Here is a 16,015-nt window from a genome sequence, read left to right on the forward strand (position 1 = left end):
CTCACCGTTCGGATTTCATCAGCGCCCAGATCCAGCCGATGAAGGTGAGGACCAGGAACGGATAGCCGGCGGCAGGCAAAGGCGAGGAAGTGGGCACAAGCGGCGCGCCCCAGAGGATCATCGCCGCCGAGACGACGAAGAGCACGGCCGAGACAAAAGCGGTGAGCCGCATCCAGAACGCGAAGGTTTTTGGCGCGCTGACCATGACCAGCCCCGCCGCCCAGAGCGCAATGCCGCCGACATAGGAAGGCACGCTCGCCTGCAGGCCCGCCGCATTACCGGCCAGTAGCAGGGCCTCGCCGGCCAAGAAAGTCAGAAAGCCGGCCGCGACGAGGTCGTTGCCGAGCCGCTGGTATTTCATGGTGAGGAGTGCTGCGGCGATGACGATCGCCACGCCGTCGATGGTCCAGACCGTTTCGCGCAGCGCATCGCTCGCAACGAAGGTGCCCGCCAAGCCAAACGCGCCGCCGATGGCGAGGCCGATCGCGGCGACGGTATCCAGAGTGGAGCGCATGTGATGTCTCCCCAAGCCGAGGAGAGGATACGCCAAGGTGGGGTGATGGTGAAGGTGGGAACAGGTTTGGGGGTTGGGCGCCGTTTAGATCGCCCCAAGAACCGGCCCAATCCTGACCATGTGATCAAAGGCCGGCAACAGCGAAGTGAGGTTGCTCCTTCAATCCTTTAAAGACCGACTTTATCTTTGCCTTCTTGGACTCTGGCAATCCATCGTTCTGAAGAATGCTGTGCAAAACAAGCCACTTGCCGAGTCGAATTCCGCAGGGGAAGCTCTTATCCAACGACGAGAATTTTCCAATTATCGGAGACAAAAAGCCAACATCCGTTCTAACCCGGTAGTGAAAATCTTGAACCGACTTGGCGCCCCTGTTCATCGATTTCAGTATTACGCTGCTAAATTCGGTGTATGCGTTGTCGCGTCGAGCGATAGGAGCGAACCCACCCACCACGCGTCCGAGATGGTCATCGTGACGCCAGGACTCCTCGTGCTTCTTTAGGAACTCCAGTATGTTTTCGGCCGTCGAAAATCTGTAACATAGGATCAACACTGCATACAGCGAATAGAACTCCTCAGTTCCAAATAGATCAATCGTCTTTAGAGCCATCTGCTTAAATTCAGCGCCTCCAACCACCTTCCCCACGCATACTGCCTTCGCGTATTCCATGACAAAACTATCGTCACAAACGTGCCCCCCTTTTATAATGCCGTTTATCCGAACCAAATCCTCCACGGTAAAACCGTCGTGAGACAGGTACCGAAACGCGGATGTTCTGATGTTTGGCCTTAGCCGTATTATATCGTAAATGAATTCCCTATCCAGTTTTGCCCCACACTTGATAGCGAATGTAATTGCCCGCTTTAAGATTTTTTCTCCGTTCCCGTCGTCGAATGAGCGTCGCTTATGCCACTTCAGCACAAGGCTGGGCAGACGCTGTGCAGCAAGCTGCAAATCCTTCTCCAGATACTTTTTTTGAAAGAGTTCTAGGATAGCGTTCTCCAAGACCTTGAAATGCTTCCGGGCTTCACGGTAAGTTAGAATGCGAGTCTTTCCAGCATTGAGCCGTAATTGACGCGTCTGAAGTGTTAGATCTATCGACTTAATGATTTTTTTCGCCTCGGCAATGTTGTCGACGCCGGCGTCTATGTCATCCATGAAGCGTGCATAGTTGGCGAACTTCATGTCCTCAACTACGGCATCCAGCTCAAATAAAAAGCAATGCGCCAGTAACCTTGGGGCATCGATATCGATTTGAGGCATCCCCACATCGCGGGTCGGCATATAGTCCGGCTTCCAACACATACCCGAAAGCATGTACATAAGAAAATCGATTACCGGCTCCCGGATCGTTACGGTGGAAACGATTACATTTCGGAGGTGCGAGAAATCTATGAAATCGTAGTAGTTCGCGATATCAGCAATAACGATGAAATTGTTTTCCTTCGAAAACCCCGGAATCTCCTTCTGAAAATCTAGCCACGCTTTTATTGACCCGTACTCTGGTATATCATCCGAAGTCTTGGAAAACGTGTGGTCCTTAGGCTCAAAAAAGGCATTTTTTGAGGGACCTTTGGATTTGATCTCGTTCCAGAACGCATCCGCCAGGCACTGAAGCGTTAGCGCGTCCTCGACAGATGGAAGTGTCATCTGCCTGCAGAGGCCTTTCGATTTCTCTACAAGGTACCTTTTCGTTCCAGAAACGGAGTATTCCCCTGACTTGATCTTGCTTACGATTCGTTTGCAAATGTCATCAATTTGGATATTAACGTCAAGGTAATCTATAGGATCTGGCAGGAAGAAGTTACGAAAGTCTGTGTGCGTTTTTTCCTTCCAGGTTTTTCTAAGGTTCTCATAATTGACGATTTGCGCGATGACCTTTTCACGCAGAAAAAATTTCGGTGACTTTTGGCTCACAGCTAAAGGCTCGTCGGCTAGATTAGAATGATTCGCATTCCAATCGTACTTGACAGGCTTACGTTCAGCTATGGAAGAGCCACCGTGTAGGCTTGATGGTCCACGTTAACCACATGCCGAATGGCTCAAGCGCACTAGTTGCGGCATCTGGCTTGAGAGTATCGCTGACAGCGCGGATCTGAAGTTCTCACCGCTCGGCGTGGTGTTCGAGGGGCCGGCAGATTGCCCGCCGGCAGCTCCCCCGCTTTCGAAGCCTGCCATCGATTCACTGGATCGATGGCTTGGCGCGCTGCGCGCGCCAACCGGCTTCTCAATCGCCCATCTTCAGCGCCTGGATGAACGCTTCCTGCGGGATATCCACCTTGCCGAACTGGCGCATGCGCTTCTTGCCCTCTTTCTGCTTGTCGAGCAGCTTGCGCTTGCGGGTCACGTCGCCGCCGTAGCATTTGGCGGTGACGTCCTTCCTGAGCGCCGAGACGGTCTCGCGGGCGATGATACGGCCGCCGATGGCGGCCTGGATCGGGATCTTGAAGAGATGCTGCGGGATCAGTTCCTTCAGCTTCTCGCACATGGCGCGGCCGCGCTTTTCGGCGGCCGTGCGGTGCACCAGCATGGACAAAGCGTCGACCGGCTCGTCATTGACCAGGATCGACATCTTCACCAGGTCGCCCTCGCGGTAGTTGGTCAGGTGATAGTCGAAGGAGGCGTAGCCCTTGGAGATCGACTTCAGCCGGTCGTAGAAATCGAAGACGACCTCGTTGAGCGGCAGGTCGTAGGTGAGCATGGCGCGCTTGCCGACATAGGAGAGATCGGCCTGGATGCCGCGCCTGTCCTGGCAAAGCTTCAGGATCCCGCCGAGATAGTCGTCGGGCGTCAGGATGGTGGCGCGGATCCACGGCTCCTCGATCGAGGCGATCTTGACCACGTCGGGCATGTCGGCCGGGTTGTGCAATTCCTTCACCGTACCGTCGATGAGGTTCATGCGGTAGACGACCGACGGCGCGGTGGCGATGAGGTCGAGGTTGAACTCGCGCTCCAGCCGCTCCTGGATGATCTCCAGGTGCAACAGCCCGAGGAAGCCGCAACGGAAGCCGAAGCCGAGCGCGGCGGAAGTCTCCATTTCATAGGAGAAGGACGCGTCGTTGAGGCGCAGCTTGCCAACGGCGGCGCGCAGATCCTCGAAATCGGCGGCATCGACCGGGAACAGGCCGCAGAACACCACCGGCTGCGCCGGCTTGAAGCCCGGCAGCGCCTTTTGCGTCGGGCGGCGGTCCTCGGTGATGGTGTCGCCGACGCGGGTGTCGGCCACTTCCTTGATCGAGCCGGTGAAGAAGCCGAACTCGCCGGGGCCGAGCTCGTCGACATTGACGCGGGCCGGCTTGAACACGCCGGTGCGCTCGACGAGATACTTTGCGCCGGTGCCCATCATGCGGATGGTCTGGCCCTTCTTGAGCACGCCGTCGATGATGCGCACCAGCACGATGACGCCGAGATAGGCGTCGTACCAAGAATCGACCAGCATCGCCTTCAAGGGGGCCGCGATGTCACCCTCGCGCGGCGGCGGCAGCTGGTGGACGATCGCCTCCAGCACGTCCGGCACGCCGAGGCCGGTCTTGGCCGAGATCAGCACGGCGTTGGAGGCGTCGAGGCCGATCACCTCCTCGACCTGCTCGCGGATGCGCTCGGGCTCGGCGGCCGGCAGGTCGACCTTGTTCAGCACCACGACGATCTCGTGGTTGTTGTCGATGGCCTGGTAGACATTGGCCAGCGTCTGCGCCTCGACGCCTTGCGAAGCGTCGACCACCAAAAGCGAGCCCTCGCAGGCGGCGAGCGAACGCGACACTTCATAGGCGAAGTCGACATGGCCGGGCGTGTCGATGAGGTTCAGGACATAGTCCTCGCCGTTTTTGGCGCGGTAGTTGAGCCTGACCGTCTGGGCCTTGATGGTGATGCCGCGCTCGCGCTCGATGTCCATCGAATCCAGCACCTGCTCCTTCATGTCGCGCTCCTCCAGCGCGCCGGTGAGCTGGATCAGCCGGTCGGCAAGCGTGGATTTGCCATGGTCGATATGGGCGACGATGGAGAAATTGCGGATGTGGTCTAGGGGCGTCGTCATGCGGCGCGCTTTAGCAGGGGCAGGGTTGAGGGGCAAGCGGCGGGGCGGAATGGTGGCGCTGCGCAGGAGCTGCCGATCTCCCCCCTTGCGGGGGAGATGGCCGGCAGGCCAGAGGGGGGTGTGACGGAACGCCTGCGTTGATCCTGCTTCTTTCAACATATCAGAGTTGGCAAGTTACCTGAACTTGGGCGCCTGTTTTGGCTGAAAGGTTCGGCGGGACAGCACCCCCTCTGCCCTGCCGGGCATCTCCCCCGCAAGGGGGGAGATTGGCTGTACCTGGCGCCCCGCCAAAACATTCAAATCCGCTTAAACTTTCATGCACGCCTTTAGGGCATAGTTCCACCCCTGGGTGGTAGGCCGGCTGTGCTGCCGGCGCTGTTGGGGGTCAAGCAATGTTTTCGTCCGCAAGGAATTTCGTCCGCTGTCAAAGCGGCTCGATGATGCCGCTCATGGTCCTTCTGACGATCCCGCTGCTGATCGCGGTCGGCTTTTCCGTCGACTACACCTCGGCGACGACGACCAGGAGCAATATGCAGAACGCGCTGGACGCCGCGGTGCTGTCGATCACGACGATGCCGACGACGACCTCCAAGGCCGACCGCCAGACGGCGCTGCAGCAGGCCTATGTCGCCAATAGCGGGCAGGGCACGGCGACACTCACCGCCGTCGACGTCGCCGCCGACGGCACGGCGAGCTTCAAAGCCACGGCGGCCTATCCGATGCCGACCAATTTCATGTCGATCGCCAGGATCAACACGGTCAATGTCGGCGTCGGATCCTCGGTGCGCAAGACGCCGGCGCTGACCCAGGCCGATTTCAGGGTGACGAAAGTGTCGGGTTACTGGAACAAGACGATGTATCTTTACGGCACCCAGTTCGGAAGCACCTCGGCCAAGCCGCTGATGACGATCACCTACAAATATAACGGCTATGGCGACCCGAAAGGCTATGGCACGACCACCGTGAGCACCATCAACGGATCGACCACCACGGAGGTCCAGAAACAGGTGTGCACGACCTCGACCGTCGACAATTTCAACAACCTGCCGAGCGGCGCGATCACCCAGACCGGCAACGGCAAGAACTATGTGACGACCTGCGCCGACACCTTCTACCCGGCCAACGGCTCCGGCGCGGTAATCGACGTCAGCCAGATGGATCAGCTCTATCTGCAGATGGACGTGCCTTCGGGCAACCCGAAGACGCTGAAGTCGAACGATCCCAACACCTCGAACCGGCTCTATATCGGCCCCAGCCAGACAAACATGCCGGAGGTGGCGACCGGGCAGAAGGTCGACATCTTCACCTCGGTGCCCTGCGGCCAGACCGGCTACCAGGCCTGGGAAGATGGCGGCAACCCGGTGCCAGCGGCGGTTTCCAACGCCGACTTCTTCTATACTGTGACCGGCAAATGCGCCTTCAACCAGCGACCGTCCGAGACGGTGCTGACGCAGTGACAGCCGATCTCCCCCCTTGAGGGGGAGATGTCGCCGAAGGCGACAGAGGGGTCGCTGCGCGTGAAGCGCCGGCGCTCCTCTCGAAGCCGAACGAGGTTGGAGCTCTACGTGAGACGACCCCCTCTGGCCGCTTCGCGGCCATCTCCCCCTCAAGGGGGGAGAAGGGAAAGGCCTCCCAATCACAAACCGGTGAAGCTGTAACGAAGTCCTCCGCGGCGGCGAAATGGAAGCATCGCCGCAACGGAGACTGCTTCCCATGACCGGACCAAAGACAACACTCGGCAGGCTCGCCGGCGCAGCTTTTATCGCGCTTGCCGCCGGCACCGCCTCCGCACAGCCGCTCACCGTGGTCGAGCTGTTCACCAGCCAGGGCTGCTCGTCCTGCCCGCCGGCCAATGCCAACCTGATCAAGGTCAAGGACCAGCCGGGCGTTCTGGCGCTGTCGTTCAACGTCACCTATTGGGACTATCTCGGCTGGAAGGACACGTTCGGCCGGCAGGAGTTCACCCAACGCCAGGTCAATTACGAGCCGCCGCTCGGCCATGACGGGCCGTTCACGCCGCAGGTGGTGGTGAACGGCAGCGCCGACGCGGTCGGCGCCAAGCCCGGCGAGATCCAGAATTTGATCGCCCAGAGTCTGATCAAGAAGGGCGGCCGCACGCAAGGTCCGGAGCTTTCGCTCAGCAACGGCAAGGTGACCATCGGCGTCGGCACGGCGCCGGGCGGCGGCGCCGACATCTGGCTGGTGCGCTATGACAAGGGCGTCGTCGAGGTGCCGGTGTCGCGTGGCGAAAACACCGGCCGCACGCTGCCGCACGCCAATGTGGTGCATTCGCTGCAGAGGCTCGGCCGCTGGAGCGGCAAGGCGGCGACGCTGCCATTGCCCAAGGCAACCGGCGGCCTCAGCACCGCGGTGCTGGTGCAGGCGCCGGGCGGCGGGCCGATCCTGGCCGCTGCCGCAAACTGATTTTTCTTTCTCTTCGCGCGGGGCCGCATGAGATCGGCAACGCTTCACCAAGGCCCGCATCTCCGCGCGCCAAAACCAAAGGAGACTACCATGACCAAGTTCCTGACCGCGCTCGCCTTCGCGCTCGCAACGACGGCCTTCGCCGCCGGCGCCCGCGCCGACGACGCGACCAATGCCATGAAACCGGCCAATGCGATGGCAACCGACGCCATGAAGCCGGCGACGGACGCGATGAAGCCGGCCGATACGATGAATCCCGACGCGATGGCGACACAAGCGATGAAACCCGCAACCGACGCGATGAAGCCTGCCGATGCGATGAAGCCCGCGACGGATGCGATGAAGCCGGCGGACGCCATGAAGCCGGTGACGGATGCCATGAAGCCGGCCGACGCGATGGCGCCGGCGCAATAAGTTAGCGGTGCCGGGCTCTCTTCGGCGTGGGCAAACAATCGCAAAGGGCGCTCCCCCCGCTCCGTCTCGGCGCTGCGCGCCGAGCCACCTCTCCCCCATTTCATGGGGGCGAGGAAATGCCAACCGCCGAGGCGCGGCCTTCGCAAGCCTGGGTTCCTCGCCCCCGCAAAGCGGGGGAGAGGTGGCTCGGCGAAGCCGAGACGGAGAGGGGGAGCGCCGTCGGCCATAAGCCGCCGCACGGCAAAGTGAGAACCCCGCGGCGGCTGCGTTCGTATATAGTGGAACAATAACAGGAGATCAGGACATGAACGGCATCAAGACAAAGGCCGCGCGGCGATCGCCATTCTTTACCCGCGGCGCGGTTGCAGCGCTCGGTCTTGCGGCAGTCGCCGCTGCCGCCTTCTGGCAAACGCCTGCGCGTTCGGCCGAGGACGCGGTGGTGATCCCGCCGCCGGCTGTGGATGAAAAAGCGGCCGGCGGCACGGAGACGGCCATCTTCGCCGGCGGCTGCTTCTGGGGCGTGCAGGGCGTGTTCCAGCACGTCAAGGGCGTCAGCAAGGCGGTTTCCGGCTACACCGGCGGCAGCGCCGAAAACGCCGTCTACGAGACCGTCGGCAGCGGCCGCACCGGCCACGCGGAATCGGTCGAGATCACCTACGACCCGTCCAAGGTCACCTATGGCCAGCTCTTGCAGGTCTATTTCTCGGTCGCGCACAATCCGACGCAGCTCAACTACCAGGGGCCGGACCAGGGCACGCAGTACCGCTCGACGATCTTCGCCGAGAACGACGAGCAGAAGAAGGTCGCCGAGAGCTACATCGCCCAGCTCGACAAGGCCAAGGTGTTTGCGAAGCCGATCGTGACGACGCTGGAGACCGGCAAGACCTTCTATCCGGCCGAGGACTATCATCAGGATTTCCTGACGCTGAACCCGACCTATCCCTATATCGTCTACAACGACCTGCCGAAGATCGAGAATTTGAAGTCGCTGTTCCCCAAGCTCTACACCGAAAAGCCGGTGCTGGTGCTGGCAAGTAGCAAGAGCTGACTCGCGAGGCTAGGGCCTTCTCCCCGTCACTATACGGGGAGAAGGTGCCGGCAGGCGGATGAGGGGCGGCGCCTGCATTTGAAGGGGATGGGCCACCGCTCTGCTTGACAGGTTCGCGCTGCCCCTCATTGCCCTGCCGGGCATTTCTCCCCGTACAGTACGGGGAGAAAGACGCCGTCACCAGCGCCTCAATCATACGTCAAATCCGTCGCCTTCCCTCCGAACACCCGATAGGCATAAAACGAGTAAAAGATGATGATCGGCAGCACCACGACGGTGCCGACCAGGATGAAAGCCAGGCTCTCCGGCGCCGACGCGGCCTGCCAGATCGTCAGCCTGTCAGGCACGACATAAGGGTAGAACGACCAGGCGAGCCCGGCGAAGCCGAGCGCGAAGATGGCGGCCAAGGTCAGGAACGGCCGCAATGCATGCCGGTCGTCCGGCTTCGGCAGATGGAAGGTCTGCCGCCACAGCCACAGGAACAGCAGCGCCGATAGGATCGGCAGCGGCGAGAGATAGAGGATCTCGGGCCAGAGGAACCATTTGTCGAAGATGCGCGGGCTGGCGAAGGGCGTGGCTAAAGACACCGCCACCATGCCGAGCGCGGTCAGCACCAGCGCGGTGCGCAGCCAGCGCACGGCCTTGCGCTGCAGATCGCCCTCGGTCTTGTAGATCAGCCAGGCGGAGCCCATCGCGGCATAGGCCGCCGACAGGCAGAGCGCGACCAGCGCGCCGAAGGCCATGCCGCCGAGGCCGACATCCAGGCCGAGCACATAGACGCCCAGCATATAGCCCTGCGCCAGCGAGGCGGTTGCGGAGCCCAGAAAGAAGATGCGGTTCCAGCGGTGCTTCCTGCCGGCCGGCACCTTGGCGCGGAAATCGAAGGCGACGCCACGCAGGATAAGGCCCACCAGCAGCAGGAAGACCGGCAAATAGAGCGCGGTGAGGATGGTGCCATGCGCCATCGGGAAGGCGACCAGCAAAAGCCCGACCGCCAGCACCAGCCATGTCTCGTTGGCGTCCCAGAACGGGCCGATAGCGGCGATCATCGTATCCTGCTCGGCATCTTCCGCAGCCGCGAACAGGATGCCGATGCCGAGATCGAAGCCGTCGAGGATGACGTAGATCAGGATGGCGAGGCCCATCAGGCCGGCGAAGATCAGCGGCAGCGCGGTTGGCCAGTCGAAGGTCATCGTTTCACTCGCTCCCTATTCCTCGGCGGCCTGCTGTGAAAGGGCCGCGTTCATGGCGCCCGGCAACGGCGAGGTGTCGCCATCCTTCGCCGCCTTCAGCGCCAGGTGCACCAGCACGCCGAGATAGGCGATCAAAAGCAGCACATAGAGGATGAGATAGACGGCCAAGGTCAGCGCGACATGGCTGCCGGCGACCGGGCCGACGGCGTCCGCCGTTTTCAGGACGCCGGTGACCAGCCAGGGCTGGCGGCCGATCTCGGTCGTGTACCAGCCGGCCAGCGTCGCCAGCCAGCCGGACAGCGCCATCGGCACCATGATGAGCGCCAGCGGCTTCGGCAGGCCGTGACGGCGCTTGAGGAAATAGGCGGCCGACCAGGAGACGACCAGCATCAGGATGCCGGTGCCGACCATGATGCGGAAACCCCAGAACACCGGGAAGACCGGCGGATGGTTGCCCGGATAGTCGTTGAGGCCGGGCACGACGCCGCTCACGCTATGGCGCAGCACCAGGCTGGCGCCATCGGGAATGGCGAGCTCGAATTTATTCTCCTTGGCCGCCTCGTCGGGCAGCGCGAACAGAACCAGCGGCACGTTGGGGCCGGTGTTCCAGTTGGCCTCCATGGCGGCGATCTTCTGCGGCTGGTGCGCAAGCGTGTTCAGGCCATGCTGGTCGCCGGCGAAAATCTGGATCGGGATCAGGATGGCGGCGGTGAAGACGCCGGTGCGCAGCGCCTTCCACATCGATTCCGAGCGGTCGCCGTAAAGATATCGCAGCGCTGACAGGCCGGCGATCAAGAAGGAGACCGTGAGCCCGGAGGCCAGCAGCATGTGGACCAGTCGGTAAGGCATGGACGGGTTGAAGATGACCGCCCACCAGTCGAGGGCATGCGCCTTGCCGTCGCGCATCTCGAAGCCGGCCGGCGTCTGCATCCAGGAGTTCAGCGCGATGATCCAGAAGGCCGAGACGGTGGTGCCGCCCGCCACCAGCACGGTCGCCAGCGTGTGGATGCGGTTGGAGACGCGGCGGAAGCCGAACAGCATGATGCCGAGGAAGGCCGCCTCGAGGAAGAAGGCGGTGAGCACCTCATAGGCGAGCAGCGGCCCGGCGATGTTGCCGACCGTCTCCATATAGCCCGGCCAGTTGGTGCCGAACTGGAAGCTCATGGTGACGCCCGAAACCACGCCCATGGCGAAGGACAGCGCGAAAACCTTCACCCAGGTGAAATAAGCGCGCATCCAGGCGGAGTCGCCCGTGGCGTTGTAACGGAGCTTGAAGAAGAGAAGCACCCAGCCAAGTGCAATGGTGATCGCCGGAAACAGGATATGAAACGAAATATTCGCGCCGAACTGAATACGCGACAGAACGAGCGGGTCCATGCTGGGCTCCGGCTGCAATTTATGCTTGAAGGATAGGCCTCAAGCACGCTCCGGTCAAAGCGGCGCGGCGTCACGCGAGGCGCGTTGTCGCAGCAGTTCGACATGAACCGTCATCCGTGAGGAAGCCGTGACGGAGAACGACTGTCTAAAGCGCGTCGCGCTGAAACGGATTCAGGCGACGCGCTTTAAGCCTTTATCTTGATGCATGTCGTTATCCCAAAACCGCTGCGCACTTTTGGGCGACGTGCATTGAATTGTCAGGAGCGGCATTGACTTCCTGCCCCGCGCACCGACATTCAGCGCAATAAAAATCCAAAGCACTCTTTCAGCAGCCGTTTTCAGCCATGCCATCAATCATTTCGATATCCGGTGTCACCAAGACCTATGCCACCGGCTTCAAGGCGCTGAAGGAAATCAACCTCGATATCGAGCGCGGCGAGATTTTTGCGCTGCTCGGGCCGAACGGCGCGGGCAAGACGACGCTGATCTCGATCGTCTGCGGCATCGTCAACCGATCCTCGGGCAGCGTCACCGTCGACGGCCACGATATCGGCAAGAACTACCGCGCGGCGCGCAGCCTGATCGGGCTGGTGCCGCAGGAACTGACCATCGACGCCTTCGAGACGGTCTGGGCGACGGTCAACTACAGCCGCGGCCTGTTCGGCAAGGCGCCGAACACGGCCTTCGTCGAGAAAGTGCTGCGTGATCTCTCGCTGTGGGACAAGAAGGACGCCAAGGCGATCACGCTTTCCGGCGGCATGAAGCGCCGGCTGATGATCGCCAAGGCGCTGTCGCATGAGCCGCGCGTTCTGTTCCTCGACGAGCCGACGGCCGGCGTCGACGTCGAGCTGCGCCAGGACATGTGGGCGATGGTGCGGCGGCTGCGCGAGGACGGCGTCACCATCATCCTCACCACGCATTACATCGAAGAGGCCGAGGCGATGGCCGACCGCGTCGGCGTTATCAATCGCGGCGAGATCATCCTGGTCGAAGGCAAGGCCGAGCTGATGCGCAAGCTCGGCCGCAAGCAGATGACGATGGAGCTGCGGGCGCCGCTCAGTGCCATACCGGACGGTATGTCGCACTATGCGCTGGAGCTGTCCCCGGACGGTGAGCAGCTCACCTACACCTATGACAATCAGAGCGACCGGCCGGGCGTCGCCTCGCTGATCCGCGACCTCGAGGCTGCCGGCATCCAGTTCCGCGATCTCGACACCAAGAACAGCTCGCTCGAAGAGATCTTCGTCAATCTTCTGAGGCAAGAGCCATGAACCTGCGCGCGACCATGAATCTTCGTGCAGTCTGGGCGATCTACCGGGTCGAGATGGCGCGCGCGTTCCGCACGGTGCTGCAGAGCATCATCTCGCCGGTCATCTCGACGTCGCTTTATTTCGTCGTCTTCGGCTCGGCGATCGGCTCGCGCATCACCGAGATCGACGGCATCAGCTACGGCGCCTTCATCGTGCCGGGGCTGATGATGCTGTCGCTCTTGACGCAGTCGATCTCGAACGCGTCCTTCGCCATCTATTTCCCGAAATTCGTCGGCTCGATCTACGAGCTCCTGTCGGCGCCGGTCTCCTATCTGGAGATCATCCTCGCCTATGTCGGGGGCGCCGCGACCAAGTCCATCATCCTCGGCCTGATCATCTTAGGCACCGCGGCGCTGTTCGTGCCGCTGAGGATCGAGCATCCGTTCTGGATGATCGCCTTCCTGGTGCTGACGGCGGTGACCTTCAGCCTGTTCGGCTTCATCATCGGCATCTGGGCCAAGACCTTCGAGCAGCTGCAGCTGGTGCCGCTATTGATCGTCACGCCGCTCACCTTCCTCGGCGGCAGCTTCTATTCGATCCATATGCTGCCCGGCATCTGGAAGACGATCACGCTGTTCAACCCGGTCGTCTACCTGATCAGCGGCTTCCGCTGGAGCTTCTACGGCAAGGCGGACGTCTCGGTCGGAGTCAGCCTCGGCATGACGCTGGTGTTTTTGGCCGTCTGCATCGCGATCGTGGCCTGGATCTTCAGGACCGGGTACCGGTTGAGGAATTGACGAAACTCAAGTTCCTCGCTCCACGAAGTGGGGAGAGGTGGCCCGGCGAAGCCGGGACGGAGAGGGGCCTGCGCCGGCGCTTGGGAATGCGCTGTTCCAGAAGTCTCACACATGACGGCTGACTCTGGCGCACCTTTTCCCTGCCGGGGTCTGGCGTCGCGGATGTCGTCCCCCTCTCCGTCTCGCCACCTCTCCCCCGCTCCGCGGGGGCGAGGAAACGGCGCCTGCTTCAGATCGCCTTGATCAGCCGCAGCAGCCCGAGCATCTCCATCAGCGTGCCTTTGCGGAAGGCGATGTAGGTCGGCTCCTCCAGCCCATGGAAGCGGCGCTTGAAGGCGGCCTGGCCCTGCAGGTTGAAGCGCGAGCGGTTGACCCAGGGCGACTCGTAGGCGCGCTGGAAGGCGCCGCGCCAGAAGCTCGATTCGGCAAAGCCGCTCGGCTCGACATCGAGCAGCGGCGAGAGACCCAGCGTGACGACGGAAATGCCTTCCTCGCGAAAACGGTCGACCGCGAATTTGGTCAGGCCGATCTCGGAATGCGGCGTGGCGTCGACCTGCTTGCGCTTGAAGGCGGTGGTGTAGCCGATGACCTTGCCGTCGCTGAACAGCGGATCGAAATCGAGGATGGCGACGAGCTCACCCTCCGGACCGTGCAGGACGAAGCGGCGCATGTCGGCGCCGAGATGGTCGGCGAAGGGGCGGTTGAGGAAGCCCATCTCCCAGCGCTTGACGATGCGCTCGCCGCGCCAGTTCTCGGAAAGCCGCGAAACCTCGTCGAGGAGCATGTTTTTCCTGTCCTCGGCGAAGGTGAAGCCCTTCTTCGCCAGCCAGCGCTCGGAATAACGCACGGTTTCGTTGCGCTTGCCGGAAAAATCATGCGCCGGCAGCTGCAGCCTGGTGTCGACGCCCAGCCGGTTGATCTGGTAGCCGAGCCCGGCCAGCACCTTTGCGGTGGCGGCGCCGATCTGCACGAACCAGGGGCCGCCGGCGGCCTCGACGAAGCGCTTGATGTAGCCGGGCCGCTCCGACGGATCGACCACCGGATCGCCAAGCGCGAAATGGTGCTTCATCTTGCTGCCGAAGGCGATGTAGCCGTCGCCGTCGCTGAAATAGGACAGTTTTTGCTGCACGGCGGTCGAATAGGCGAGCGAGAAGTCGCCGTGCCGCCGAACCATCGCCAGGCGCTCGAGATGGGTCAGCTCGCGGCGCGGCACCTTGGGCGCCGCGCCTTCAAGAAACCCGTCGATATGTTTCCGCAGGGAGGGCATGAGCTTCCGCGTGCCGATGAACACAGACCCGCAGCCCACGGGCCTCGAATCAGTCGCCTTGGCGCGACCGAATATCGGTCATGCCGCGCCAGCGCCATATAGGATGCTATCGGCAGCGAATGAAGAGGAAATGTCTGCCGCCCGACGTCGAGGCCGGCGCCGATCGGCCTGCATCGCGAATGGATATTGCCATTTTCCATGCAATGTTATATATCAAGTTATGGTTCTTGCTCGGATAACGCTGCCATGGAAGACGTTCTGCGATCCCTCGGCTTTCTCTGCCTCGGCAGCCGGCTGAAGCGCATTGGCGAGCAATTGCAGGCCGACACGCAGCGCGTGCTCGATCGCCTGGATGTGCGTATCCAGTCGAGCCAGTACCCTCTGCTCGCCGCGCTCGACAGGCTGGGGCCGTTGCCGGTCGGCGAGCTGGCGCAGTCTCTCGGCATCGCACAGCCGGGCGTGACGCGAGCCGTGTCGCTGCTCACCGAACTGGGCCTGGTCGAGGTCACGCAATCGAACGACGACCAGCGGCGCAGGATCGTCTCCCTGTCGAGGAACGGCGAGCGGCTGGTCGATACCGCGAAGCGTGACGTCTGGCCGCGCATCGAGGACGCGGTCGCGGAATTATGCGCGGACCTCTCCGGACCGCTGCTTGGTCAGCTCGCCGCCATCGAGGATCGGTTGGCCGCAACCCCGCTCGACCGCCGCGCGGAAAAAGCCAGGGCCGTCGTGTCATGAAACACGTTCTCGACCGTCCCATCTGGAGCGCGCTGGCGACGCGCCATCAGGCCTTCGCGGAAGGCGACAGCCTCGCCCGGCGCTACCGGCCGTCGATCGTTCCTTTCGCCGCCACCGCGGCGGACGATGCGGAAAGCCTGCAGGCTCTGGGCAAGTTGCTCCCGCCGCTCGAAAGCTCGATCCTGGTTCAGACGGATCCGATCGTCCTGCCCGCGGAGCTTTCCGCGGTCTCGACCGCGTCCCTGGTGCAGATGATTGCCGAGCAGCCGGTGCAAGCCGTGTCCGACGAGCGCGTGCGGCGACTGACACGGGACGACGCGGCCGAGATGCTCGCGCTCGCCTCGCTCACCAAGCCTGGTCCGTTCACGCTGGAGGCCTTGAGCCTCGGCGAGTTCTGGGGCGTGAAGATCGACGGCAGGCTCGCGGCGATGGCCGGCGAGCGCATGAAGCAGCCCGGCTACACCGAACTCAGCGGCGTGTGCTCGCATCCGGATTTCCGCGGCGGCGGCCTTGCCAGGCTGCTGTCGCTCTTCGTGGCGAACCGGATCATGGCGCGCGGCGAGGTTCCCTATCTCCACGCCTACGACAGCAACGTCGCGGCAGTCAGGCTCTACGAATCGATCGGCTTCCGGCTGAGAGCCACCCTGAACATGGCCGTGGTTCAGCACACGGGATAGTTGAGGGCTGCGGATGCCTATCGCTTCGTCATCCTAATGCATGTCGCGCAAAAGTGCGCAGCGGTTTTGCGAAAACGACATGCATTAAAACAAAGCCTTAAAGCGCGTCGCCTGAATCCGTTTCAGCGCGACGCGCTTATGGCGGAGCAAGGAGCGAAGCGACGCTGCTGTGTGTTGGTTCTGGTGTATGGTTGAAGTGGGAAGGAGACCGAGTGGATCCTGGTCGTCCTTTCGGACAGGCCGTGGCATGGCCCGGTCCCTTCCCACCGGTGAACCATCAACCTG

At 62.0% G+C, this 16,015-nt stretch carries 15 protein-coding genes; 8 read left to right on the forward strand and 7 right to left on the reverse strand.

What is annotated here, in order from left to right:
* Nucleotide 1: 1 nt before the first annotated feature.
* The 3 genes from RFM40_RS06215 to lepA form a co-directional block, all read right to left on the reverse strand.
* Nucleotides 2-514: a hypothetical protein gene (locus tag RFM40_RS06215; RefSeq protein WP_320227889.1), complete on the reverse strand. Its 513-nt coding sequence runs from the start codon at nucleotides 512-514 to the stop codon at nucleotides 2-4.
* A gap of 124 nt (nucleotides 515-638) precedes the next feature.
* Nucleotides 639-2,429, reverse strand: a complete 1,791-nt coding sequence (locus tag RFM40_RS06220; protein ID WP_320227890.1) for an RNA-directed DNA polymerase — start codon at nucleotides 2,427-2,429, stop codon at nucleotides 639-641.
* A 310-nt stretch (nucleotides 2,430-2,739) separates the two neighbouring features.
* Entirely contained in the window at nucleotides 2,740-4,545 is a 1,806-nt protein-coding gene (lepA, locus tag RFM40_RS06225) for a translation elongation factor 4 (RefSeq protein ID WP_320227891.1), read from the reverse strand.
* 437 nt (nucleotides 4,546-4,982) lie between these two features.
* Between lepA and RFM40_RS06230 the strand changes: the two genes are divergently transcribed.
* The 4 genes from RFM40_RS06230 to msrA all read left to right on the forward strand — a co-directional run bounded on the left by RFM40_RS06230 (nucleotide 4,983) and on the right by msrA (nucleotide 8,431).
* Nucleotides 4,983-6,002, forward strand: a complete 1,020-nt coding sequence (locus tag RFM40_RS06230; RefSeq protein ID WP_320227892.1) for a TadE/TadG family type IV pilus assembly protein — start codon at nucleotides 4,983-4,985, stop codon at nucleotides 6,000-6,002.
* 256 nt (nucleotides 6,003-6,258) lie between these two features.
* Nucleotides 6,259-6,969: a DUF1223 domain-containing protein gene (locus RFM40_RS06235; RefSeq protein WP_320277317.1), complete on the forward strand. Its 711-nt coding sequence runs from the start codon at nucleotides 6,259-6,261 to the stop codon at nucleotides 6,967-6,969.
* A 90-nt stretch (nucleotides 6,970-7,059) separates the two neighbouring features.
* On the forward strand, nucleotides 7,060-7,383 hold the full coding sequence (locus RFM40_RS06240) for a hypothetical protein (RefSeq protein WP_320227894.1): 324 nt from the start codon (nucleotides 7,060-7,062) through the stop codon (nucleotides 7,381-7,383).
* Nucleotides 7,384-7,687: 304 nt separating this feature from the next.
* Nucleotides 7,688-8,431 (forward strand): peptide-methionine (S)-S-oxide reductase MsrA, encoded by a 744-nt coding sequence (gene msrA, locus RFM40_RS06245; RefSeq protein ID WP_320227895.1) that lies wholly within the window; start codon nucleotides 7,688-7,690, stop codon nucleotides 8,429-8,431.
* A 188-nt stretch (nucleotides 8,432-8,619) separates the two neighbouring features.
* On the opposite strand, the gene RFM40_RS06250 is transcribed toward msrA, so the two are convergent.
* The 3 genes from RFM40_RS06250 to RFM40_RS06260 form a co-directional block, all read right to left on the reverse strand.
* Entirely contained in the window at nucleotides 8,620-9,624 is a 1,005-nt protein-coding gene (locus tag RFM40_RS06250) for a cytochrome d ubiquinol oxidase subunit II (protein ID WP_320227896.1), read from the reverse strand.
* A 15-nt stretch (nucleotides 9,625-9,639) separates the two neighbouring features.
* A complete protein-coding gene (locus tag RFM40_RS06255) occupies nucleotides 9,640-11,001 on the reverse strand; it encodes a cytochrome ubiquinol oxidase subunit I (RefSeq protein ID WP_320227897.1) in 1,362 nt (453 codons plus the stop codon).
* A 171-nt stretch (nucleotides 11,002-11,172) separates the two neighbouring features.
* Nucleotides 11,173-11,352 carry a hypothetical protein gene (locus tag RFM40_RS06260; RefSeq protein WP_320227898.1) on the reverse strand — a complete coding sequence of 60 codons (180 nt, stop codon included), beginning with the start codon at nucleotides 11,350-11,352 and terminating at the stop codon, nucleotides 11,173-11,175.
* Here RFM40_RS06260 and RFM40_RS06265 point away from each other — a divergent pair.
* Nucleotides 11,346-12,272, forward strand: coding sequence for an ABC transporter ATP-binding protein (locus tag RFM40_RS06265; protein WP_320227899.1), 927 nt, complete (start codon nucleotides 11,346-11,348; stop codon nucleotides 12,270-12,272). The two genes, RFM40_RS06260 and RFM40_RS06265, sit on opposite strands and share 7 nt — an antisense overlap.
* Nucleotides 12,273-12,286: 14 nt before the next feature.
* Nucleotides 12,287-13,048, forward strand: coding sequence for an ABC transporter permease (locus tag RFM40_RS06270; protein WP_320227904.1), 762 nt, complete (start codon nucleotides 12,287-12,289; stop codon nucleotides 13,046-13,048).
* Between the two features lie 229 nt (nucleotides 13,049-13,277).
* Here RFM40_RS06270 and RFM40_RS06275 read toward each other — a convergent pair whose 3' ends face one another.
* On the reverse strand, nucleotides 13,278-14,315 hold the full coding sequence (locus RFM40_RS06275; RefSeq protein ID WP_320218056.1) for a phosphatidylglycerol lysyltransferase domain-containing protein: 1,038 nt from the start codon (nucleotides 14,313-14,315) through the stop codon (nucleotides 13,278-13,280).
* A gap of 246 nt (nucleotides 14,316-14,561) precedes the next feature.
* Between RFM40_RS06275 and RFM40_RS06280 the strand changes: the two genes are divergently transcribed.
* Nucleotides 14,562-15,053 carry a MarR family winged helix-turn-helix transcriptional regulator gene (locus RFM40_RS06280; RefSeq protein ID WP_320227900.1) on the forward strand — a complete coding sequence of 164 codons (492 nt, stop codon included), beginning with the start codon at nucleotides 14,562-14,564 and terminating at the stop codon, nucleotides 15,051-15,053.
* Nucleotides 15,050-15,730 carry a GNAT family N-acetyltransferase gene (locus RFM40_RS06285; RefSeq protein ID WP_320227901.1) on the forward strand — a complete coding sequence of 227 codons (681 nt, stop codon included), beginning with the start codon at nucleotides 15,050-15,052 and terminating at the stop codon, nucleotides 15,728-15,730. The genes RFM40_RS06280 and RFM40_RS06285 overlap by 4 nt, the downstream gene beginning before the upstream one ends.
* The last annotated feature ends 285 nt before the right edge of the window (nucleotides 15,731-16,015 follow it).

The organism is Mesorhizobium captivum (genome assembly GCF_033977165.1).
GTDB classification, from domain to species: Bacteria; Pseudomonadota; Alphaproteobacteria; order Rhizobiales; family Rhizobiaceae; genus Mesorhizobium; species Mesorhizobium captivum.

What these genes read in the sequence shown, in the direction of transcription:
- RFM40_RS06240 (WP_320227894.1), top strand. Translation starts at nt 7,060, where the DNA reads ATGACCAAGTTCCTGACCGCGCTCGCCTTCGCGCTCGCAACGACGGCC.
- RFM40_RS06215 (WP_320227889.1), bottom strand. Translation starts at nt 514, where the DNA reads ATGCGCTCCACTCTGGATACCGTCGCCGCGATCGGCCTCGCCATCGGC.
- msrA (WP_320227895.1), top strand. Translation starts at nt 7,688, where the DNA reads ATGAACGGCATCAAGACAAAGGCCGCGCGGCGATCGCCATTCTTTACC.
- RFM40_RS06285 (WP_320227901.1), top strand. Translation starts at nt 15,050, where the DNA reads ATGAAACACGTTCTCGACCGTCCCATCTGGAGCGCGCTGGCGACGCGC.
- lepA (WP_320227891.1), bottom strand. Translation starts at nt 4,545, where the DNA reads ATGACGACGCCCCTAGACCACATCCGCAATTTCTCCATCGTCGCCCAT.
- RFM40_RS06235 (WP_320277317.1), top strand. Translation starts at nt 6,259, where the DNA reads ATGACCGGACCAAAGACAACACTCGGCAGGCTCGCCGGCGCAGCTTTT.
- RFM40_RS06275 (WP_320218056.1), bottom strand. Translation starts at nt 14,315, where the DNA reads ATGCCCTCCCTGCGGAAACATATCGACGGGTTTCTTGAAGGCGCGGCG.
- RFM40_RS06255 (WP_320227897.1), bottom strand. Translation starts at nt 11,001, where the DNA reads ATGGACCCGCTCGTTCTGTCGCGTATTCAGTTCGGCGCGAATATTTCG.
- RFM40_RS06270 (WP_320227904.1), top strand. Translation starts at nt 12,287, where the DNA reads ATGAATCTTCGTGCAGTCTGGGCGATCTACCGGGTCGAGATGGCGCGC.
- RFM40_RS06280 (WP_320227900.1), top strand. Translation starts at nt 14,562, where the DNA reads ATGGAAGACGTTCTGCGATCCCTCGGCTTTCTCTGCCTCGGCAGCCGG.
- RFM40_RS06250 (WP_320227896.1), bottom strand. Translation starts at nt 9,624, where the DNA reads ATGACCTTCGACTGGCCAACCGCGCTGCCGCTGATCTTCGCCGGCCTG.
- RFM40_RS06230 (WP_320227892.1), top strand. Translation starts at nt 4,983, where the DNA reads ATGATGCCGCTCATGGTCCTTCTGACGATCCCGCTGCTGATCGCGGTC.
- RFM40_RS06260 (WP_320227898.1), bottom strand. Translation starts at nt 11,352, where the DNA reads ATGGCATGGCTGAAAACGGCTGCTGAAAGAGTGCTTTGGATTTTTATT.
- RFM40_RS06265 (WP_320227899.1), top strand. Translation starts at nt 11,346, where the DNA reads ATGCCATCAATCATTTCGATATCCGGTGTCACCAAGACCTATGCCACC.